At 59.4% G+C, this 21,618-nt stretch carries 20 protein-coding genes; 10 read left to right on the top strand and 10 right to left on the bottom strand.

Features of this window, described 5'->3' with window-relative positions; all coding sequences use genetic code 11:
- Window positions 1-56 precede the first annotated feature (56 nt).
- The 7 genes from AB1E33_RS14585 to AB1E33_RS14555 all read left to right on the top strand — a co-directional run bounded on the left by AB1E33_RS14585 (window position 57) and on the right by AB1E33_RS14555 (window position 6,656).
- Window positions 57-1,070, top strand: a complete 1,014-nt coding sequence (locus AB1E33_RS14585; RefSeq protein ID WP_372577998.1) for a Gfo/Idh/MocA family protein — start codon at window positions 57-59, stop codon at window positions 1,068-1,070.
- Between the two features lie 33 nt (window positions 1,071-1,103).
- Window positions 1,104-2,000, top strand: coding sequence for an NAD(P)-dependent oxidoreductase (locus AB1E33_RS14580; protein WP_510762301.1), 897 nt, complete (start codon window positions 1,104-1,106; stop codon window positions 1,998-2,000).
- Between the two features lie 4 nt (window positions 2,001-2,004).
- Window positions 2,005-2,907 (top strand): DMT family transporter, encoded by a 903-nt coding sequence (locus tag AB1E33_RS14575; RefSeq protein WP_372577997.1) that lies wholly within the window; start codon window positions 2,005-2,007, stop codon window positions 2,905-2,907.
- Between the two features lie 134 nt (window positions 2,908-3,041).
- A complete protein-coding gene (locus AB1E33_RS14570; protein ID WP_372577996.1) occupies window positions 3,042-3,929 on the top strand; it encodes an NAD(P)-dependent oxidoreductase in 888 nt (295 codons plus the stop codon).
- Window positions 3,930-3,941: 12 nt separating this feature from the next.
- Window positions 3,942-4,805: a sugar phosphate isomerase/epimerase family protein gene (locus tag AB1E33_RS14565; protein WP_372577995.1), complete on the top strand. Its 864-nt coding sequence runs from the start codon at window positions 3,942-3,944 to the stop codon at window positions 4,803-4,805.
- A gap of 43 nt (window positions 4,806-4,848) precedes the next feature.
- Complete coding sequence (locus AB1E33_RS14560) at window positions 4,849-5,889, top strand: zinc-dependent alcohol dehydrogenase (protein ID WP_372577994.1); 1,041 nt, start codon at window positions 4,849-4,851, stop codon at window positions 5,887-5,889.
- A gap of 5 nt (window positions 5,890-5,894) precedes the next feature.
- A complete protein-coding gene (locus AB1E33_RS14555; protein WP_372578173.1) occupies window positions 5,895-6,656 on the top strand; it encodes an SDR family oxidoreductase in 762 nt (253 codons plus the stop codon).
- Window positions 6,657-6,687: 31 nt separating this feature from the next.
- Here the strand turns inward: AB1E33_RS14555 and AB1E33_RS14550 are convergent, their stop codons facing one another.
- From AB1E33_RS14550 to AB1E33_RS14510, 9 genes are all read right to left on the bottom strand, one after another.
- Window positions 6,688-7,053 (bottom strand): cupin domain-containing protein, encoded by a 366-nt coding sequence (locus AB1E33_RS14550; RefSeq protein WP_372577993.1) that lies wholly within the window; start codon window positions 7,051-7,053, stop codon window positions 6,688-6,690.
- 59 nt (window positions 7,054-7,112) lie between these two features.
- Window positions 7,113-8,147, bottom strand: coding sequence for a YeiH family protein (locus AB1E33_RS14545; RefSeq protein ID WP_372577992.1), 1,035 nt, complete (start codon window positions 8,145-8,147; stop codon window positions 7,113-7,115).
- A gap of 142 nt (window positions 8,148-8,289) precedes the next feature.
- Window positions 8,290-10,068, bottom strand: a complete 1,779-nt coding sequence (gene xsc, locus AB1E33_RS14540; RefSeq protein ID WP_372577991.1) for a sulfoacetaldehyde acetyltransferase — start codon at window positions 10,066-10,068, stop codon at window positions 8,290-8,292.
- Window positions 10,069-10,110: 42 nt separating this feature from the next.
- A complete protein-coding gene (locus AB1E33_RS14535; protein WP_372577990.1) occupies window positions 10,111-11,517 on the bottom strand; it encodes an NAD(P)/FAD-dependent oxidoreductase in 1,407 nt (468 codons plus the stop codon).
- A 30-nt stretch (window positions 11,518-11,547) separates the two neighbouring features.
- Window positions 11,548-11,934 (bottom strand): nuclear transport factor 2 family protein, encoded by a 387-nt coding sequence (locus AB1E33_RS14530; protein ID WP_372577989.1) that lies wholly within the window; start codon window positions 11,932-11,934, stop codon window positions 11,548-11,550.
- 21 nt (window positions 11,935-11,955) lie between these two features.
- The gene (locus AB1E33_RS14525; protein WP_372577988.1) at window positions 11,956-12,459 is read right to left on the bottom strand and encodes a universal stress protein; all 504 of its coding nucleotides are present in this window, start codon (window positions 12,457-12,459) and stop codon (window positions 11,956-11,958) included.
- Window positions 12,460-12,489: 30 nt separating this feature from the next.
- Window positions 12,490-13,830, bottom strand: coding sequence for a TRAP transporter large permease (locus AB1E33_RS14520; protein ID WP_372577987.1), 1,341 nt, complete (start codon window positions 13,828-13,830; stop codon window positions 12,490-12,492).
- Window positions 13,830-14,390: a TRAP transporter small permease gene (locus tag AB1E33_RS14515; RefSeq protein ID WP_372577986.1), complete on the bottom strand. Its 561-nt coding sequence runs from the start codon at window positions 14,388-14,390 to the stop codon at window positions 13,830-13,832. The genes AB1E33_RS14520 and AB1E33_RS14515 overlap by 1 nt, the downstream gene beginning before the upstream one ends.
- A gap of 68 nt (window positions 14,391-14,458) precedes the next feature.
- On the bottom strand, window positions 14,459-15,475 hold the full coding sequence (locus tag AB1E33_RS14510) for a TRAP transporter substrate-binding protein (protein WP_372577985.1): 1,017 nt from the start codon (window positions 15,473-15,475) through the stop codon (window positions 14,459-14,461).
- Window positions 15,476-15,643: 168 nt separating this feature from the next.
- Here AB1E33_RS14510 and AB1E33_RS14505 point away from each other — a divergent pair, with 168 nt between their 5' ends.
- The 3 genes from AB1E33_RS14505 (at window position 15,644) to AB1E33_RS14495 (ending at window position 18,736) form a co-directional block, all read left to right on the top strand.
- Window positions 15,644-16,564 (top strand): LysR family transcriptional regulator, encoded by a 921-nt coding sequence (locus tag AB1E33_RS14505; protein ID WP_372577984.1) that lies wholly within the window; start codon window positions 15,644-15,646, stop codon window positions 16,562-16,564.
- A gap of 68 nt (window positions 16,565-16,632) precedes the next feature.
- The gene (locus AB1E33_RS14500; RefSeq protein WP_372577983.1) at window positions 16,633-17,625 is read left to right on the top strand and encodes a LuxR C-terminal-related transcriptional regulator; all 993 of its coding nucleotides are present in this window, start codon (window positions 16,633-16,635) and stop codon (window positions 17,623-17,625) included.
- Window positions 17,626-17,743: 118 nt separating this feature from the next.
- Entirely contained in the window at window positions 17,744-18,736 is a 993-nt protein-coding gene (locus AB1E33_RS14495; protein ID WP_372577982.1) for an MBL fold metallo-hydrolase, read from the top strand.
- A gap of 571 nt (window positions 18,737-19,307) precedes the next feature.
- Here the strand turns inward: AB1E33_RS14495 and AB1E33_RS14490 are convergent.
- Window positions 19,308-21,530, bottom strand: coding sequence for an adenylate/guanylate cyclase domain-containing protein (locus AB1E33_RS14490; protein WP_372577981.1), 2,223 nt, complete (start codon window positions 21,528-21,530; stop codon window positions 19,308-19,310).
- Window positions 21,531-21,618 lie beyond the last annotated feature (88 nt).

The following is a 21,618-nucleotide window of genomic DNA, read 5'->3' as shown; positions in this document are numbered from 1 at the left end:
GGCGCCCGCCTGAAGGGGCAGAGCCCCGATTCAGGGATCGCCGAAAGCTTGTCCGGATGAGGCGCATTCTCGTCATAGGAGCCGGGCTGATCGGCAGCCGCCATGTCGACGCAGTGCGCCGGCATCCCGGCTGCGTTCTGGCCGGGGTTGTGGATGCAGATCCGGCGCGGCGGGACGATGCGGCACCGTTCTTTCGGGACCTCTTCGATGTGGATGTCGCGGTGGATGGCGCGATCATTGCGACGCCGACGGGGCTGCATCACGCGCAGGGCGCGCATTGCGCGGCGCGCGGCTGGCATATGCTGATCGAAAAGCCGGTCGCGACCACCGAGGAGCAGGCGCTTGATCTGGCGCAGGTCGCGGCCCGGGCGAATGTGCGCTGCCTTGTCGGGCACCACCGCCGCTACCACCCGGCCGTGGACGTGCTGCGCGAGGTGATCGACTCGGGTGCGATCGGTGATCCGGTCAGCTCGACCCTGATGTGGTCGGTGCGCAAGCCCGACGACTATTTCGGCACGCTCTGGCGTCAGTCCGAGGGCAGCCCGGTGATGATCAACCTCGTGCATGACATCGACCTGCTGCGCTTCGTTCTGGGCGAGATCACCGATATCTGTGGGTTCGGCGCGGACCACCAGCGCGCGGGAGGGCGGGTCGAAAGCGGTGCGGTGGCGCTGCGCTTCGCTTCGGGCGCTTGCGGCACGATCAGCTTTGCCGATACCGCGCCCAGCCCCTGGGGGTTCGAGGCAGCGACCGGCGAGAACCCCAATATCGCCACCAGCGGACAGGACATGTGGTGGATCACTGGCACCAAGGGCGCGGTCTCGTTCCCGTCGCTGACGCTCTGGACCGGTGCACGCGACTGGTCGCAGGCGCCGCGAGCGGATCGGCTACCCGCGCAAAGCGCGGTGCCGCTTGACGCGCAGCTGGGTCATTTCATTGATGTCATCGACGGCAGGTCTGCGCCGGTCATCAGCCTCGATGATGCGCGCCATACACTCAAGACGACCCGTCGGATTGAGGCCCTGCTGGCCGCTGATATCAAGACCGGCAGGGTCGTGCATGTCGTCTGACTTACTGAATTCCAGCGCCTGGGAGGGCAGCAAATGAACAAACCCGATATTGGATTTATTGGCCTTGGGCTGATGGGCTCGGCCATGGTGCAGCGGCTGCAGGATCAGGGCTATGGCGTCACGGTGACGCCAAACCGCTCGCGTCCCAATATCGAGGCGGCGGTGGCGCGAGGCGCGTCCGAAGTGGCAACAGCGCGGCACGTGGCCGAGGCCAGCGATGTGGTGATGCTATGCATGGATACCTCGGCGAGCGTCGAAGCGCGGATGCGTGGCCCAGAGGGTGTGATCGCCGGGCTGCGGCCCGGCGCGGTCGTTGTGGATTTCGGCACCTCGCTGCCTGCCAGCACCCGCGCGCTGGGGGCAGAGGTGGCGCAGGCGGACGGGTTCTATCTGGACGCGCCGCTGGGCCGCACCCCCACGCACGCGCTGGAGGGTCAGCTCAACATCATGGCGGCGGGGGACACCACCGGTTACGAGAAGGTCAAACCGGTGCTGGACGATCTCGGCGAGAATGTCTTCCACCTGGGCGATCTGGGGTCTGGCCACACTGTCAAGTTGATCAACAACTTCTTCGGCATGACCGTGGCCAATGCCATGGCTGAGGCCTTTGCCATGGCCGATGTCGCCGGAGTGCCCCGGCAGAGCGTCTATGACGTCATGGCCGCCGGTCCGCTGCATTCGGGGATGATGGATTTCGTCAAGGCATATGGCGTTGACGGCAACCCGGCGATGCTGGCTTTTGCCATCAAGAACGCCGCCAAGGATGTGGGCTATTACGACCAGATGGCGCGTGATGCGGGCGTTGCCTCACAGATGGCCCCGGCGGCGCTAGGCGCGCTTCGCGAGGCGGTCGACGAAGGGCGCGGCGACGACATGGTCAGCCAGATGATCGACCATTTCGCGGCGCGATTCGCAGCCAAACCGGGCTGAGGCGGTGACTGCGCCGGTACTCTCAGACCGTCCGACGCTGGGCATCGTGATGATGCTGACGGCCTATCTGCTGTTTTCCGTCGTCGATACCTCGGTCAAATGGATGCTGGCGCTGGGCGTTCCGGCCTTGCAACTGGCCTTTCTGCGCTATGCGGGTCATTTCGTGATTTCACTCAGCGAGGCCGGGTTGCGCGGCCTGGGGCCGGTCGCGCCTATTCGCAAGCATTTCGGGCTTCTGACGCTCAGGGCCGCGGCGCTGGCCCTGGCGACGGTCGGCAATTTCTTCGTGCTGACCTACCTGTCGCTGACGCTTGTGTCAGCGATCATGTTCTCGGCCCCGATTATCGTCTGCCTGCTGTCCGTCCCGCTGCTGGGAGAGCACATCGGCCCCTGGCGCTGGGCCGCGATCCTACTGGGGTTTGTTGGTGTGCTGGTGGCCATCAACCCGTTCGGCGCCGATTTCCACTGGGCCGCGCCACTGGCGATCCTGAACGCGACGGGCCTCGCAATCTATGCCATCCTGACGCGGCATCTGGCGGGTGAGGTCAACAGCCGTACCATGCAATTCTTTACTGGCGCGGTGGGGACCATCCTGCTGGCACCATTTGCCTATGCCATCTGGCAGCCCTCAACCGACCCTTTGATCCTGACGCTCTGGGCCGCGCTTGGTCTCTGCGCTTGGGCGGGCCACGAGTTTCTGACCCGCGCCCACCGCTTTGCAACCGCAAGCGTGCTGATGCCATTTTCCTACAGCTTTCTCATCTATCTGACGATTGCCAGCTACATCGTGTTCGATCAATTGCCGGATGCCGCCACCCTTGTGGGTGCGGTGATCATTGTGCTGTCCGGCGTGATCATCTGGCAGCGTGAACGAATGCGGGATCGTCCTGCTGGCGCGGCATCTTAGCGCGACCCAAATAGGGCTCGGGGTGTCTTTCGGACCGCCCGGCGCTTTGTGCAAGCGCCTGAAACCCCGGCTTGAACCGGCGCTGCGGCGCCAGATGCAACACCGGTGACACCGGAAGAAACTGGGAAGTTGATATGCGAGTTGGCGTAATCGGACTGGGCGACATGGGCAGCGGGCTGGCCAAGAACCTGATGGCGAACGGATTTCAGACCTGTGGTCTGGATCTGGATGACGGGCGGATGCAGGCTTTTGCCGAGATGGGCGGGGAACCTGCAGGCAGCGTTTCAGCGGTAGGGGCAAACGCGGATGCGGTTTATGTCATGGTGATGAACGGCGATCAGGCGAAATCGGTCATTCTGGGCGAGCATGGCCTGATCAGCCATATGCAGCCCGGTGGTGCGGTGATCCTGACCGCCACGATCAAACCAACCGAGGCGCGCGTGATCGGCGCAGCGATGGACGGCTCGGGCATTCACCTGATCGATAGCCCGGTCTCGGGGGGATTTCCCGGTGCACATGGCGGGACGCTGACCATGATGGCGGCGGGTGCGGCTGAGGTGCTGGACGTTTTTGCGCCGGTGATGAAGGCGGTCTCAGGAACAATCCACCGGGTCGGGACGGAACCGGGCGAAGGGCAGGTGGTCAAGGCCTGCCTGCAATCGCTGATCGGCGCCATCTTCGGTGCGACCTTCGAGGCCGCGGCACTGGCTGCCAAGGCGGGGGTGAGCGGTGAAGTGCTCTATAACGTCTTCTCCACCTCAAGCGCGGGCTGCGGTATCACCAACACCGCGCTTGGCAATATCATCGACCGCAAATTCGAGGGCACCGGCTCGGGCATCGGGACGATGCACAAAGACCTGACCATCTCACTCGACATGGCCGAAGAGCTTGGCGTGCCGCTTTTCATGGCGGCGAGCGCGATGCAGATATTCCATCAGGGCAAATCCAAGTACCCCCATGGCGACAACTGGATCTGCACGCGCGTGATGGAAGAGATCATCGGCGCGGAACTGCATCGGTAAAGGGGGCTGGATATGAAACTTGGGGTAATCTGCGACGGCATCAGCCGCGATCTGGTCCATGCGATCGATGTGATGGACGAATTTGACCTGACCTATGCCGAACTGCAATTCGTGGGCGATACCGAAGTGGGCGACCATTCGCCCAATGAGATCCGTGAGATCGACGCCCTGCTGCGCGCGCGCGGCAAACCTGTCAGCTGCCTTAGCCGTCATATCTTTGCCGGTATGACCGTGGCCAACCGGCCGGGCGATGATCTGCACACCCGGCATATGGATGCGCTCAAGCGGGTGATCGACATGGCGCATGTGGTGGGATCACCGCTGGTTCGGATCATGACGCCGAAGAAGGAGCAGATCCTCTGGGGTCATAACGGGGCCGAGAAATGGAACGTGGCCCATGGCGCCTGGGACGCGATGCTGCCCCTGGTTGCTCCCGCCGTCGATGAGGCGCGGGACGCGGGCGTGACGCTGGTGGTCGAGACCGGGAACGGCACAATGGTCAACTCCAACTATACCGGGCGCAAGCTGATCGACGATCTGGGCGCCAAGGATGTGCTGAAAGTGCTGTGGGATCCGGCCAACAATTGCTGGTGCCATGAGCGCGCTTATCCTGATGGCTACAACGAGGTCAGGGACGGCTATCTGGGTCATATCCATATCAAGGACGTTGAGGTCGATACGCCGCGCGCGACATTACACGTACGCGAGATGGGGCAGGGGCAGTTGGCGGATCAGTTCCATCCGATGGGTGAGGCGCTGCGGAGCGATGGATATGACGGCGTGATCAGCTTCGAATCCGTCTATCACTCCGGAAACGGCGATTTCGAGACCGGGTTCCGCCAGTGCATCGATCGGTTCAAGGCGCACTTCGGATGAGCGCCGTCGGGCTTTGCAGATTGGAACATAAGGACAAGTAATCATGAGCGACCAGACCATCACGCGCGCTTACTACCGTGGCGAAAAAAGCTTCTCAGTCGAGCAGGCGGCAGCGCCTGAACCGGGTGCGGATGAGGTAACGCTTCGCGTTGCCTTTTGCGGCATCTGCGGTACCGACATGCATGTCTATCACGGCAACATGGATACGCGCGTCGGCTTCAATCGCGTGATCGGCCATGAGATGTCCGGTGTGGTCGAGGCGGTTGGCGCGAACGTTGGGACCGTCGTGCCGGGCCAGAAAGTGGTGGTGCGCCCGCTGGACCATTGCGGAGATTGCCCGGCCTGCCAAGGCGGGCATCCACATATCTGTCACAAACTGAAATTCCTCGGCCTCGATACCGATGGTGCGATGCAAGAGCTTTGGACAGTGCCCGCCCATACGCTGCATGTACTGCCCAACGGGTTGCGCATGGATCACGCCGCGCTGATCGAACCTGTGGCCGTGGCCTGCCACGACGTGCGCCTGTCCGGGTTGCAGCCCGGCGAGGATGTGGTTGTGATCGGTGGCGGGCCGATTGGGGTGTTGGTGGCGATGGTTGCCCGCGATGCGGGGGGCCATGTGCTGATCTCCGAGGTCAACCCGCATCGTCTGGCCATCGCCGAGACGCTGGGCTTCGACACCGTCAATCCTGTCGAGGCCGACCTTCAGGCCAGTGTCGAGACGCGCACCGGCGGCAAGGGCGCGGATGTTGTGTTCGAAGTGTCAGGTAGTCAGCCCGGCGTCGACGCGATGACGGCGGTGGCGGCAACGCGGGCGCGGATCGTGATGGTCGCCATTCACGCGCAGAAACCCAGCATCGACCTGTTCCAGTTCTTCTGGCGGGAATTGAAGCTGGTCGGTGCGCGGGTCTATGAACCCGAAGACTACGAAACAGCCATCACGCTCATCGCCGAGGGCGGAATCGATGCCGACACGATGATCACCGATATAAGCCCGCTCTCGGACATACAGTCCGCATTTGAGGCGCTGGACCGCAGCCCGACCGCGATGAAAAGCCTCATCAAGGTGGGAGGGGACAAATGAGCGTCATGGCAAGCTTTGACCTGACCGGCAAGACCGCGCTGATCACCGGGTGTAAACGCGGCATCGGGCGTGGCATGGCCGAGGCGCTGGCAGAAGCCGGGGCAGATATCGTCGGTGTTTCAGCCACTCTGGAGCCCTCGGGAAGCGACGTGGAACAGGCCGTGGTGGCGATGGGGCGCGGCTTCCGGGGCTATCAGTGCGATTTCTCGGACCGGAGCGCGGTGCGGGGATTTGCAGGGCAACTGGCTGCGGACGGGGTCGCGCCGGACATTCTGGTTAATAATGCCGGCACGATCCGGCGCAAACCCGCAACCGAGCATCCCGACGACTGGTGGGATGAGGTAATCGAGGTGAATCTCTCGGCCCAGTTCATCCTCTCGCGCGAAATCGGGCGGGGGATGGTCGATCGGGGGCACGGCAAGATCATCTTCACCGCGTCGCTGCTGACGTTTCAGGGCGGGATCACGGTGCCGGGCTATTCCGCCTCGAAGGGTGGGATCGGGCAACTGACCAAGGCGCTGGCCAATGAATGGGCGCCGCATGGGCTGAACGTCAACGCCATTGCGCCGGGTTATATCGCCACCGATAACACCCAAGCGCTGCAGGACGATCCGGACCGGTCCAGGGCGATCCTCGACCGCATCCCGCAGAAGCGCTGGGGCAAGCCCCAGGATTTTGCCGGGCCGGTGGTGTTTCTGGCTTCATCCGCGTCGGACTATGTGAACGGCGAGATTCTGGTGGTCGACGGGGGCTGGATGGGTCGGTGACGGGGCAGTGGCCCCGGCACCGAAAGCGGAACTATTTGGTGTCCCGGATGACGAAATGTTTGGTGGTGGTCTCGATCACCTCCCAAAACCCGACAAACCCGTCCGGGATAAAAAACGACGCGCCCTCGCGGAATTCGCGGCGAGTGCCGTCCTCGTGGATCAGTGCGCAATGGCCCGAGACGATGTAGCAGTATTCGTCCTTGTCGGTGAAGGCGTGCCACTTGCCCGGCGTCGAGGTCCATGTGCCGACCGTCAGCTTGCCGTCGGGGCTGGTGAACTGGATTTCCGTGTCGTGATGCGGATCGCCCGAGACGACGCGATCGGGCAGGTCGGCCAGACGCCGCTGGCCAGTGGATTGCGGCGTGTCATTGGCAATGTCGATGACATGGGTTTGCATGGCTTAAGTTCCTTTTGTTTCCTGTCGGCTTTGTCGGTCCGGGTGAGATGAATTGGCCTTCAGTGGCCGATCAGCACCACGCCCACGAGCACAAAGATCGCGATGAAGATGGTTTCGGCGACAATCAGCACGATCGCCTGTCCGCCCACGTCGAGAATGCGCTTGAGCGAGGTTTTCATGCCGACCGCGGCAATTGAGATCAGCAGGGCCCAGCGGCTGAGGCTGCTCATCAGGTCAACGACCGCCGCCGGGATCAGCCCCAGCGAATTCATCACCGCAAAGATCAGGAACCCGACCACAAAGAAGGGCAGGATCGGCGGGCGCTTGCCGTCGGCTTCGCCGGCCTCGGCATATCGGCGCACAAGGATCGAAATCACCAGGACCACCGGGGCCAGCATCGCGACGCGGATCAGCTTGACCAGGGTTGCGACCTCGCCGGTCTGATCGGAAACCGAGAACCCCGCGCCAACCACCTGGGCAACGTCATGGATGGTGCCGCCCAGGAAAACCCCGGAGTATTCGTGGTTGAATTCGAATGTCTGGGTCAGGATCGGGTAAACGATCATCGCAACTGTCGACAGCACGGTCACCGACAGGACGGTGAAGATGAGGTTGCGCTCGGAATGCTCGTTCTTGGGCAGCACCGCTGAGATTGCCATCGCCGCCGAAGCGCCGCAGATCGCAACCGACCCGCCGGTCAGCAACCCGAATCGCCAGCCGCGCCCCAAAAGCCGGGCGCCAAGAAGACCAAAAAGGATGGTGGCTACGACGCCAGCCACAACCACCGTGATCAGCCCCGCGCCAAGCCCCACCATCAGCTCGACGCTGATCCGGGCGCCCAGCAACGCGACACCAAAGCGCAGCACGGTGCGCGAAGTGAACTCGATCCCTGGTTTGCAGGGGCCGTCTTCAGCCAAAAAGTGAAAGGCGATGCCCAGCAGCAAAGCCATCAGCATGGCTGGGGCGCCATAATGTTCGGACAGAAACTGTGCCGCGGCCGCAACAACGGCGGACACAAGAAACCCTTGTCCGTTCGACCGTAAAAAACCAGAAAGGCCCTGTACCTTGGTACGGGCGAGATCTGCAGTCTGCATCTTGCCAATCCTGAATGACGGCACCCTCAACTGCCCGGAGGGAACAGGAGGGTGCCCAAAGGCCGGGCGCAGCGCCCGGCAGGGAGTTTCGTTTTTCCGTTCAATCCCCACCGCAGCCGAACGGGCGCGACAGGGTGTGGTTTTAGGCCACGCGCTTGGAGCGCATGTCGCCCGGGTTGATCCCGGCGACGGCGACAGGCTTTTTCATCGCGTCGCGACGGAACGGCTCGCCCAGTTCCTGGTTCAGCAGCACTTCGATGAAGGTGGTCTTGTTATCCTTCATCTGGCGCATGATTGCCTTGTTCAGCTCATCGGTCAGCTGTTCCATGCTGGTCACCTGAACGCCCTCGACACCGCAGGCGCGCGCAATGCCCGCGTAGCTGACATTCTGGTCGAGTTCGGTACCCACGAAATTGTCTTCGAACCAAAGCGTCGTGTTGCGCTTTTCAGCACCCCACTGGTAGTTGCGGAATACAACTTGGGTGATCGCTGGCCAATCTTCGCGGCCACAGGCCGTCATCTCGTTCATCGAGATGCCGAAGGCACCGTCACCCGCGAAGCCGACAACAGGCACGTTCGGTTGACCGATCTTGGCACCCAAGATTGACGGGAACGCATAGCCGCAGGGACCAAACAGGCCGGGGGCCAGATATTTGCGGCCTTCTTCGAACGACGGGTAGGCGTTGCCGATGGCGCAGTTGTTGCCGATATCCGATGAGATGATCGCGTTTTTGGGCAGCGCGCTATCGATCGCGCGCCACATCTGCCGCGGGCTCATGTGGTCGGGCTGCCGGTTACGGGCGCGCTCGTTCCAGGTGGTGCCAGGATCGTCATCCTCGTGATCCATGCTGGACAGTTGCTGTGCCCATGTGGATTTGGCGGTGGCGATGGCGGCCTTGCGGGCTTCGCGGTCTGCGTCACCGGCGGTATCGCCCAGACGGTCCAGAATACCTTCGGCCACTTTCTTGGCATCACCGACGATGCCGACCGAAACCTTCTTGGTCAGTCCGATCCGCGCCGGATTGATATCGACCTGAATGATCTTTGCTTTGGCGGGCCAGTAGTCGATCCCGTAACCCGGCAGTGTGCTGAACGGGTTCAGGCGAGTGCCGAGGCAAAGCACGACATCGGCCTTGCTGATCAGTTCCATCCCCGCTTTCGAACCGTTATAGCCCAGCGGACCGGCATGCAGCGGGTGATTGCCGGGGAAGGCGTCATTGTGCTGATAGCCACAGCAGACCGGGGCGGTCAGACGTTCGGCAAGCGCTGCCGAGGCCGGGATCGCGTCGGCCAGAACCACACCGGCACCGTTCAGAATCACCGGAAATTCGGCATTGCTGAGCAGTTCGGCGGCCTCGGTGATGGCAGCGTCGCCGCCCGAGGGACGCTCGAATTCCAGAATGGTCGGCATCTCGATATCGACAACCTGGGTCCAGAAATCGCGCGGAATATTGATTTGGGCCGGGGCCGAGGCGCGGTGAGCCTCCATGATCACGCGGTTCAGGGTTTCGGCGATACGCGAGGGGTCGCGGACCTCTTCCTGATAGGCGACGCAATCGGCAAACATGCGCATCTGCTCCATCTCCTGGAAGCCGCCTTGCCCGATGGTCTTGTTGGCCGCCTGCGGCGTGACCAGCAGGACCGGCGTGTGGTTCCAGTAGGCGGTTTTGACGGCGGTCACGAAGTTGGTGATGCCGGGGCCGTTCTGGGCAATCATCATCGACATTTCACCGGTGGCGCGGGTAAAGCCGTCGGCCATCATGCCGCCAGTGCATTCATGCGCGCAATCCCAGAAGTTGATCCCGGCTTGCGGGAACAGGTCCGAGATCGGCATCATGGCCGAGCCGATAATACCGAACGCATGTTCGATCCCGTGCATTTGCAGGGTTTTGACGAAGGCTTCTTCGGTTGTCATTTTCATAGTGCGAATCCTTGTGAGTGGAGCGTTAGCTCACTGAGAGTGTTAGATAATTTCGTCTTTCAGGTAGTACCAGACATACGCAAATCTCTGGCCTACACGGCGGAAGGGGGTCAGCAGGCCATGGCTGGGCAGCGCCGAGGTGAAGATTGGCAGCGAGAACGCCTTGTCGGATTTGTCGCCCGCCACCAACTGGGCCATGCGGCGGCCAGCTTGCGCAGAATACATCACGCCATTGCCGCCATACCCCATGGCGTAATAAATCTGCTCGTCCGGATTGGGCTGAAAGATCCGGGGCATCATGTCGTGGCTGACATCGACCCATCCCCACCAGGAATAATCCAGGTTGATATCCTCCAGCGCCGGGAATTTGCGGGCCAGACCCTTTTTCAGCATCGCCAGGTGCTTGTCGTTTTCTGCATCGCGCCCGGTCAGGGCGCTGCGGCTTCCGATTTGCATCCGGTTGTCGGGCAACAGCCGGTAATAGTGGCGCAAGGTGCGAGTATCGGTCAGCGGCGACTTGGTCTGGATGCCGCATTCGGCCAGTTCGGCCTCAGTCAGAGGGCGCGTGACCAGCGAGTTCGACAGGATCGGCATCAGCCGGTGTTTGGTCTTTTCGTTAAGGCCCGGCGGCGTGTATCCGGCCGTGGCCAGCGCCACTTTCTTGGCCCGTACGGTGCCCCCCGGCGTGCGCAGGTGATGCACGCCGTTCTGCGTGGTCCATCCTGTCACTGGGCTGGCGGTGTGAATTTTGGCCCCCAGTCGGCGTGCCATGTTGACATAGCCAAAGGCCAGCTTGCCCGCATGAATGCAGGTGCCGTCTGGTTCCCACATTGCGCCGACGGCTTCCTGATCACGGACATGGCTTTCATGCAACTCCTCGCGCGACATGATGCGCGAGCCGTAGCCGAACGTTTCGTTCAGAAGCGCGCTCTCGCTTTTCAACCCGGGCATCACCTTGTCCCGGTGGGCGATATAGTAATGCCCGCCGGGTTGCGGATCGCAGTCGATGTCGTCCTGCGCGATCAGGTCGTTGAACAGCTCGAAAGCTTCGGTGACTTCGGCGTGCATTCCCTTGGCGACGTCCACGCCCCAGCGCTGAATCCACTGCGAGCGCTTCAACCGCCCGGATGAAATCTGAGCCTGCCCGCCATTGCGCGTCGAACAGCCCCAAGCGACGGTATTGGCCTCAAGCACAACGGCCTGAATGCCGTGATCCTTGGCCAGATGGATCGCTGTGGACAGGCCGGTATAGCCCGAACCAATGACGACCACATCAGCGTCGAAATCGCCGGAAACGGGGCCGTCATCCTCGGGCGGAGTGCCTGCGGTGCCGATCCAGTAGGTCGGTGCATGGTCTCGGTTGTGGCCCGGACCGGCATCAACAATGGGATCGTATTTGGGGTCATAGCTGGCTTTGGGCCAGTGGCGGGGGATCGCATTATCAACCATGACGTAATCTCGCGGGAAAGGGGGTGAGACTCAGGCCTTGAACATGGGCCGGGATTTGCGCAGTGCCTGCTTGACGACGATCTTGCCGTCCCGCAGCGTGAACAGGTCGGCGCCTTCGGCCTCGACCCGCATGCCATCGGCACCGGTGCCCGAGAAAGTCCATTCCGACACCGCGCGGTCGCCATGCACGAAATGGCTGTGGTGATCCCAATGGGCGTCTTTCATGCCGGCCCAGACCCCGGAGAAGGCCGCCGCGATTGCTGCCGCCCCTTCGACCTTGTTGCCGTATTTCTCGTCTCCGCCAACCGTGTAGAACACGCAGTCATCGGCAAAATGGGTCATCACGCCGTCGATATCGTGCCGGTTGAACGCGTCAAACGTTTCAGCCAGATCCTGAGCGGTGAGGGTATTGGTCATGGTGTTGTCTTTCGTGGGTTTTCAGGTGGTTGTTCCGTCGTCCCGGTATGGGACAACGAGTGTGGGGATATCCGCGCGGCGCAGCACACGCTTGGCGACAGTGCCAAGAAACGTGTGCGAGAACCCGTGATCATGAGCGCCCAAAACAATCAGGTCGCAATTCAACTCATGTGCGCGTCGCAGGATCACTTCGGCGGGGTGTCCGTCGATGATCTCGATCGTTTCGATCTGATCCTGAATACCGCGATCATCTTCGGGCAGGGCAGCCCAGAATGCCTTTTGCCGCTCGGTCAGCACTGCCTTGACGTGGTCATGGCGCGCTTTCAGGGTCTCGGCGCGCGAGCCTGTATCCTGCATGAACATGCGCAGGGTAATCAACGCGTCGTCGCTGAGGGGTTCGGAGACGTGCAAAACATGCAGTTTTGCCCCGGTCGACGCGGCCAGACTGGCCGCGTGCGTTAAGGCGTAGGTGGAATTTCGCGACAGATCAGTCGCGAAAAGGATCTGCGTAATTGTTGGTTTCATGGTTCAGTTCCTTTTTCCGTTCAATCGCGCCTAGTAGCCGAACACACGTGGCAGCCAGAGCGAGATCTCGGGGAAGAAAGCGATGATGAAGATCGCAACGGTGTTGATGAAGGCAAACGGCAGGGCGCGCAGCGATATTTCTTCGATCGAAATCTTCGATATCCCCGATGCGATGAACAGGTTTTCACCCAGCGGCGGTGTCTGGAATCCGATGCCCAGCGTACAGACCATCACCACACCGAAGTGGATCGGATCGATGCCCACGCTATAGGCTACCGGCAGCATCACCGGGACCAGGATCAGGATCGTTGCCAGGGTCTCCATGAACATGCCGACAAATAGCAGGAACAGGATCACAAGTGCCCAGATCACATATATGTTGTCTGTAAAGGACAGCATGCCCTGCGCGATTACGGCCGGTACCTGATTTTCAACCAGCAGCCGTCCGAACACCGTTGCAGTGAACATGATCAGCAGAACCCGCCCGGTCAGCCAAGTGGTGGTTTCCAGCGCGCCAAACAGGCTGCTCCACGACAGTTCACGATAGATGAACGCGCCCACGATCAGCGTGTAGAAGATCGCAACGATGGCCGCTTCGGTCGGGGTGAAATAGCCCGAATAGATGCCGCCTAGGATCACCACCGGTGCCATCAGCGCCCAGAAGCCGCGATACATCTCGCACCACATCTGGCGTGCGGACCAGCCTTCGCTGCTGCCCGTGTAGTTGTTCTTTTTCGCAAGGATATAGTTCATCAGCAGCAGGCTGCCGGCGATCAGGAAGGCGGGCATGAAACCGGCGATGAACAGCTTCGGGATCGAAACGGTCTGGAATTGGCCGAACTCCTCCACCGCTTCGGGTGGGGGCGGCATGCCCAGTGCGGCGATGCCGAAAATGATCAGCGGGATCGAAGGTGGGATGACGATGCCCAGGCCGCCTGACGAGGCGGTGATGGCCGACGCGAAGCCTTTCGAATAGCCCCGGTCGATCATGGCCGGGATCATCAGCATGCCGACGGCGGCGGTGGTCGCCGGGCCAGAGCCCGAGATCGCGCCGAAAAACAGACACGCCATGACGGTTGCAGCCGACATGCCGCCAGTGAACGGACCAGCGAAGCTCTCGGCGACATTGATAAGGCGCCGAGACAGTCCCGATGCTTCCATCAGTGCGCCGGCAAGAATGAAGGCGGGGAGCGCCATCAGCGGGAAGGACCCGACCGAAGTGAAGGCGATCTGGACGAATTTGATGGGGTTTTCCCCAAGATACAGGAAGGTGATCAGGGTCGAGACGCCAAGCGCCACGGTGATCGGAGCACCGATGAACAGCAGGAAAAGAAACCCGCCAAACAGCAGTGGGATGATTTCGGCGCCCATTACTTGTCTCCCTCAGAGCTGGAAGTGTCATGGCTTTCGATTTCGGCCTTGACAGCGTCGAGATCGATCGAGTCGGGGTCGACCAACTCTTCGTCCAATACCAATTTGCGGTAGTTCACTTGAATCACTCGAATGGTCATCAGCGTGAACGCGATGGGCAGAACGATATAGACCCAGCTCAGGTGAAACCCGAGGGTCTGCGATGACTGGAACTTGTTCATCTTGTTGAAGATGAAGTCGATCGCCAAATAAACGAATACGACATTGAAGAAGATCCAGAAGAGATCCGCGAAGGCCTCGATATATTTGATCGCGCGGGCCGACAGGAATTTGAACTGGAACGTGACCCGGTTATGGGCGCCCATCTTGGCGGCGTAGCTGGCGCCAAAGAAGACGAACCAGACGAACATGTAGATCGACAGTTCCTCGACCCAGGAAAACGAGAATGCAAACAGCGTTCTCACGATGACCTGAAGAAACAACAGACAAACGAATATCGCCAGCAATGTGCGGCAGATATAGCTTTCGATGTTGTCTACAAATCCCCAAAATTTCGACATCTGACCCTCCCTTTATTGTAGGGGGCACCATCAGGCGCCCCCAATTATGTTGACCTTTTGGTCTATGATTATTGCGAAACCGGTTCCCGGCCGATTTCGGCCAGCACAGCGTTGAGTTTTTCGACACCGCCAATGCTTTCATAGAACTTCGGCCACACAGCGGTGGTCGCCAGTTCGATGAATTCGGCTTCGTCATTCTCAGGGTCGCTGATCTCCATACCCTTTTCGATCAGGAGAGCTTTGATCTCAGCTTCCTTTTCACGCAAGAAGTCGGCCGAGGCCTGCGTCGCTGCCTTGCCAGCCTCAAGGACAATCGCTTGATCCTCGGCGGACAATTCCTGGAACACCTGCTCGGAAATGATCAGCGGCTCGATCGAGAAAATGTAACGGATGTTGGTCACATATTTCTGAACTTCGTAGAACTTCATCGCGTTGATGGTGGTGTAGGGGTTGTCCTGACCGTCAACAACTTTGGTCTGCAGACCGGCAAAGGTCTCCGACCATGCCATCGGCGTCGGGCTGATGCCCCAGGACTTGTAGGTGTCGATCATGATCTCGTTCTTGGGAACGCGGATCACGAGGCCTTCAAGATCGGCCACCGATTTTACCGGCTTTTTCGAGTTGGTCAGAACGCGGAAGCCCGTATAGGTCCATGCGATGATCCGCACACCGGCGTCGTTGATGGTGTTTTCGGTCAGTTCCTGACCAATCGGTCCCTGGGTCAGTTTCTCGGCGTCCTCAAGGCTGAGGATCACATAGGGCAGGGTGAACACGCCGACGGTCGGCGAGAACGGGGTGATGTTGTTGATTGCCAGCAGCGACATATCGAGCGTGCCGATGGCCGCGTCGTTGACCGTATCCTGCTCGGACCCGAGCTGGCCGTTCAGGAACAGTGTGGCGGTATGATTGCCGCCCGACAGCTCTTCGAGTGCGGACTTGAAGCCCAGCCCTGTTGCCTCCTGGCTGGAACCGCCGCTGTCGCCCACTGCGATCTTAAAATTCTTGGCCTGTGCTGCCCCCGCGACCAGCATGGCTGTAATGGAAATGGCCGCAGTTGTGGTGCAGACCCGATTGAGAAATGACATGAATGTCCTCCGGCATGTTTGTCCTGATATTCGGGGTGCGCGCCGGAATGCGCTCCTCTGCACATGTTCCAGTCCGAATCTGCCCCGATGCAGACTCGTGTAGCTTGCGATTCGCGTTTCCAAAATGGTAACTATTGAACGTAAAGTTTCATAAATGGCGAACATTGGATGGCGCGGCAGTCACTTGTTACCAAAGTCGGCGAGGCCGACATTAATTTGTTGAGGATTTTCAGGGCGGTAGTCGAAAGTGGTGGCCTGTCTGCCGCCGAGACCGACCTGAACATCGGAAGATCGACTATTTCCAAGTACTTATCCAATCTCGAGATCCGGTTGGGGTTGAAGTTATGCAACCGAGGCCCGGGTGGATTTTCGTTGACCGAAGATGGCACAAAAGTGCTTGCGGCGGCGGATCGCCTGCTGCTTTCGGTGTCCGATTTTCAGGCCGAAGTGAATGAAATAAAACAGGATCTGGTTGGCAGAATTCATGTTGCCCTATTCGATCTATGTGCGTCGAACCCCGATTCCCATCTTGCCCGGTCGATCCGCACCTTCAACCTGTTGGCACCGGACGTGCAGATCGAGCTATCGCTCGAGCCCCCGAATGTCATCGAATCCAAGTTGATCAGTGGCGATGTCGATGTCGGAATCCTTGCCGAGCATCGGGTGTCGAAAAGCCTGAACTATGTCCCGATCTATACCGAAAACATGTACCTGTTTTGCGGCCAGGGGCACCCGTTCTTTGACCGCGACCAAGCCGGTCTGACCCTTGATGAGATACGCACCTCGCGCTATGCGGGCATCAGCGTCAACTCTCCGAACCTGCATGTCGGCCAGTCGCTCAAGCTGCGCCGGGCGGCGAAAGTCCAGAGCGAACATGCCCTGTCGATCCTGATCCTGTCAGGACGCTATCTTGGGTTCCTGCCCGATCATCTTACGAAGAGCTTTGTGGAACAGGGGCAGATGAAGATGATCCTGCCGGAAAGGCTGAACTATCGCGCGACGTTTTCCGCCGTCAACCGGCGCAGCCCAGAGCCGAACCGGATCACGCAGGCGTTCTTGCAGACGCTGGTGAACGAACATTCCCAATAGTCAGACCTGCTGCGGCGCAACACCCGCGCCTGGTGCCGCTTGCCTGATGACGGGATTCGCCACTAGAGTTGCACGGATCACTCACAGGAAAGTCCGGCGCCATCCGCCCAAAGCCCGACATATCGCAAGAGACCGTTGCCAAATGGCAGCGGATCGTTGACCTGATCGCAAATGTTGCCGACGTGCCTGCCAGCCTCGTGATGCGCACGCAGGAGCCACACCATTCGGTCTTTGTCACCAGCCGGACCGAGGGCAACCCCTATGCCACCGGGTGCCGCTTCACGCTCAATGAAAAGCTTTATTGTTACGGTGTTCTGCAACGCGATGGCGAATTGACAGTCGAGGATGCGACCTGCGATCCGGATTGGGTCGACAATGACGATATGGAACATGGCATGAGATTCTATATCGGCTACCCGCTGAAATGGCCCGACGGGTCGGTGTTTGGGACGATCTGCGTCCTCGACACCCGCCGCAACCGGCGCGCATTGCTCTTTCGCGAAGGGCTGCAGGAGTTCGCCCGCGTGATCGAGGCCGATCTCGAACTGCTTATCGAGATTGATCGGCGCATCACGCTTGAGGCGGAACTACAGGTGACGCTGGACCAGTTGGAACTCCGCGTTGCCAGCCGCACCGCAGACCTGGAGGAGGCCAACGCCGCCCTGCGTGTCCTGCTCAGCAGCGTGGAGACCTCGCGCGAGGAATACGACGCCAAGATATTGCGCCAGATTAAGGGGTTGGTCGTACCACATTTGGCCAAACTGCACGGCAGGCTCACCCGGGACCCCGCGGGCCGCGCCTATCTGGAATTGGCTGAGGATAACCTGAAGTCGATCACCTCTGATATGAGTGGGCAATTGACCACGGTGTTCGAGGCCCTGACCCCGACCGAGCAGGAGATCGCGCAGTTGATCATGCGCGGCCAGACCACCAAGGACATTGCCCGCACACTGTCGCGCGGTCCCAGCACGATTGAGTTTCACCGCAACAATATCCGCGCGAAACTGGGTCTTAAGCGCAGCGGTCAGAACCTGCGCAGCCTTTTGTTGTCGATCCAATAAACATGGGGAAATCCCCCATGTTTCCCCCGTGGTTTTCCGATGGACAGGTGCGCTGCTGCTTTCGCTACCCTTAGGTCATGCGCGGGACAAGAACCGCGAGGCAACAGGGGAAAGCAAAATGAAAAAGAACGACCTGAATCTGCAGCCGACCATGGTGCGGGGCAGCAAAGACGACATGGCACCGGGCCTGTCGCGCCGATCTTTCTTCATGGCGGCGGGGGCTGCCGGTGTGGGCGGGGCGGCGTCCTTGCTCAGCAGCACATCGGCGCAGGCGCAATCCACCGACTGGACACAGCCGGGCAACAATAACGGCGTGATCGAATTGCAAAAGACCACTGGCAGCACCGTCGATGGCGCGGTGGGCGTGGATTATTTCGGCCATTGCGCGATCAAGATCACCTCACCCGGAGGTGCCACGGTTCTGTTCGATCCCTGGCGGGACGATCCCTCGGGCGCGTGGGGGCTCTGGTTCAAGAACGAATTCCCGGAAACCCCGGTGGATATCTGCATGTCCACTCACACCCATTTCGACCATGACGCGATTCACCGCCCTGTCTCGACCATGGTGCTGGACCGGATGGTCGGCAATTTCGAATTTGCCGACATCAAGATCACCGGCTTTGCCGACAAGCATGTTTGCCGCGCTCCCGGCTGGTATGACTGGACCAATGCGCTGGGCGAGTTTGGTGTGCAGGCCTGCCCGCCGGACAATGTCAGCCACATGGACATGGTGGTGTATCTGGTGGAAACCGGCGGCATCCGCACGCTGATCTGGGGCGACAACCGGCACGACCCGCCGCAGGAGTTCTGGGACGCCATCGGTCAGGTCGATGTGCTGACGCTGCCGGTGGACGGCTCGCAGCACATTCTGGATTATCAGCAGGGCAACGACATCGTCGAAAAGCTCAAGCCAAAGATCGTGATCCCCACGCATTACCTGAACGAGACCACAAGCTATACGTTGACCACTCTTCAGAATGCGGATGAGTGGGTCAAATCCCAGCAGAGCTACAAGATGCTGGACAGCGCCAGCCTGTCGCTGGAAGCGGGTGACATAGCGGGCCGGGATCGTGAGTTCATGTATTTCGGACACAACGCCCTCACAAGTTGACCTCCCAGTTGCCACTCACGGGTGAGCCGGCGCGCAAATTTGCGCGCCGGAATGCTTTGTTGGGTGAGGCGGCGGCGTAAAATAGCAAACCAGCCGCATTCGAAAAACGGCAGCTATTGACCTCGCCCGGTGCTTGTTCGTCTTTGCCGCGACTTGTATGAACGGCTGCTGTTTATGCTGCTCGACGCATGAAATTCGACGTCGTTGCAGCGAAATCTGCGCTGCGAGCGCACGCAGCACAAACTCGCCGCTTCCGGGTTGGGCTCACTCGAGACCTTTGCCGCATTACTCAGGAAGGGCCGGTTTTAGAAACATGGCCGTTCGCCGCGATATGCACGAACTGATCAGATGCGGAAAAAGCGCTCGTTGGACGCGTCGGTGCCAATGGGCGCATTTCGCACATGGCGGCCAATGCCAACACCAACTCAGGTGGACTGTGGGCAGTGCAGAAATGGGCCGCTTGACAATAACTCGTGCCGACTTAAGCGTCGATTCTGCAATGCCCCTGATGACGGGAACGTGCCTCAATCAGTCGCTTTGGGAAATCATCGTAGTTTGCAAAGCGCGACGCTCAATTTTCTTCTAAGCGCGTGAATTCTGAATCGATCACACCGAAGGACAAGACTGTCGAGACATATTGCATGGTCTCGGTCGACTTGGCCTCGTCACGATAGAGGTAATGGCATTGTTCCCGCCCCTGATGGACCGATGGGAGCCTCTGGCAAATGGAATTGCCGTTGATGCTCCATGTCCCTGAGAGGGGGATGCCATTCATCCAACCAAAATGCATTGCGACCGTGCCGTCAGTTCCTCGGTCTTCTGAATACGGTGCTCCAAACGGGCCTGTCGTGAACTGTTCTTCGAACTGGTTGGAGTACAACAGCAGTAGCTCATCATGCGTGATGCGGTCCCCTTCGCGTCCCTTGTCGAAGTTGTAAGGCCATTCGGGCAATCCAGACTCCAACATGGCTTCGGAAAAGAGGCTAAAAACACTAGCGTCTTCATAAATTTCGAACCATGGCTTCATCCACATCAAATTCAGCCATACGTTATTGGTCAGAAAGCGTTGGATGTATTCACGCGCCTTTTCGCCGTCGCCTTCACGGTAATATGCTTCCGCCAGAATCCTAAAGTGCTGTTCGCGCAGTTCGTCCTCCGGGATGCTCAGCAATAACGAAAGCGCTTTCTCGCTGCTACCCGCCCTGAGATAATTCCATGCCAAATCCCCTTTTTCGCCCGCACTGAGTCGTGCGGACAGCGCTTCGTACTGTTTGAACGCTTCGATGGCCTGCTCGTAATCGCCAACCGCATTCAGAGTGAGGCCGTGCAGAAGCCTCAGGCCTGGCTCGGTTGGGTTGTTGAATACTGCCGCTCTCGCGATAGACAAAGCGCGGTCTCTCTGGAGTTGCTGCAATAGCAATCTGACCTGCAATCCAAGAGCAACTGAATTTGAGGGATCGTCGCTGAGCACATCTCGGACAATAGTCTTTGCATCATTCAGTGCGTCCAGCGTGAAGCGTATCGTGTTGAAGCTTCCTTGCCAGATTTGAAAGTTGGCTTGTGCATATCCGAGTTTAGCCTCGATAAAGCTGGGATCTAGCGCGATTGCTTCCTCGTATAGCGGCAGAGCCTTACCGATATCTGTGAAATCCTTGCTGTGCAGCAGTCTTTCGGCGCTTGCAAAGGCAAGGAACGCGTTTGCGTCATTTGTGGAAGTTTCTTGAAAAATTCGCCGCTCAACCGGGTTGAGTTTGAGCTTCAAAGCACCGGCTGCCTTGAGTTTCAGTTCGCCAACGAGATCGAACAGTTGATCTTTTTCCCCCTCGGCGATCTGCTGCCAGATGACACCGTCGCCGCTCTCTGCAGCATCTCTGAGGCGCGCACGGATTTCGATATTGCCTTCGTGCGTTCTGATCGACCCATCCAGAACATACCTGACATCAATGTCCCGTTTCAGATCCTCTAACGTGACGGCGATACCTTTGTGTTCCATCGACCTACTATGCGGTGCAGTGGGTAACTGCCTGAGTCTGTTGTAGGATCGAAGAAACAACTCTGTCACGACATCCGCTGAGACTCTGTCAGAGCTAGTTTCGGCCGTAAACGGGACGATCAGAATTCCATCGTCGGGATTGCCGAAGCTCGGAGTCCAGATTGAAACGATGAGGACACTTAATCCCACCAATAGAACAACCGCTGCCACAACCGATGGTTTTCTGATCGGGCTTGAGATCGGGCCTGGATCGGCAAGAATTTTGCCAGCGTCACCCGGATCAAGAAGCACTTTGAATGCTTGTATCGGCTCCGAAAGGTTCTTGACCTTGTTGAGCCCCACGTCGGCAAAGCCAAGATCCAGTTTGCCTTTCACGCTTTTGAAGACCGTATCCGAGATCATTATCCCATTGGGTTCAGCCAATCCTTCCAGGCGGGAAGCGATGTTCACCCCTTCGCCGAAAATGTCGTCTTCCTCGACGAGAACGTCACCGAGATTGATCCCAATACGATAAGAAATTCGTTTATCTACATCCTGATCACGTTCGTGAATGATCATCGCGCGTTGCACAGAAGCGGCCCATGAAACAGCGTTTACGGCACTGGAAAACTCGATCAGTATGCCGTCTCCGGTGGTCTTTACTATTCGCCCTTCAAACTCAGCCACGCTGGGGTTAATGACCTGGTCGAGCACTTTTTTTTGCCGAGCGAGGGTTCCGGTCTCGTCCAACTCCATTAGCCGACTGTAGCCAACCATGTCGGAGGCCACTATCGCAGAGAGTCTTCTAACCTCATTTGCCACGGACCCCTCCAGCGCGTTTCAAACTTAGTGTAATGGCATTTTTGTCGGCTGTCCTAGCCTGATAAGTCGGGATGAGAAACTCGTCGAA

The organism is Ruegeria hyattellae, assembly GCF_041537925.1.
Taxonomy (GTDB): Bacteria; Pseudomonadota; Alphaproteobacteria; order Rhodobacterales; family Rhodobacteraceae; genus Ruegeria_C.
The sequence above is the reverse complement of the archived record's forward strand: the minus strand, read 5'-3'. Positions and strand labels throughout refer to the sequence as shown.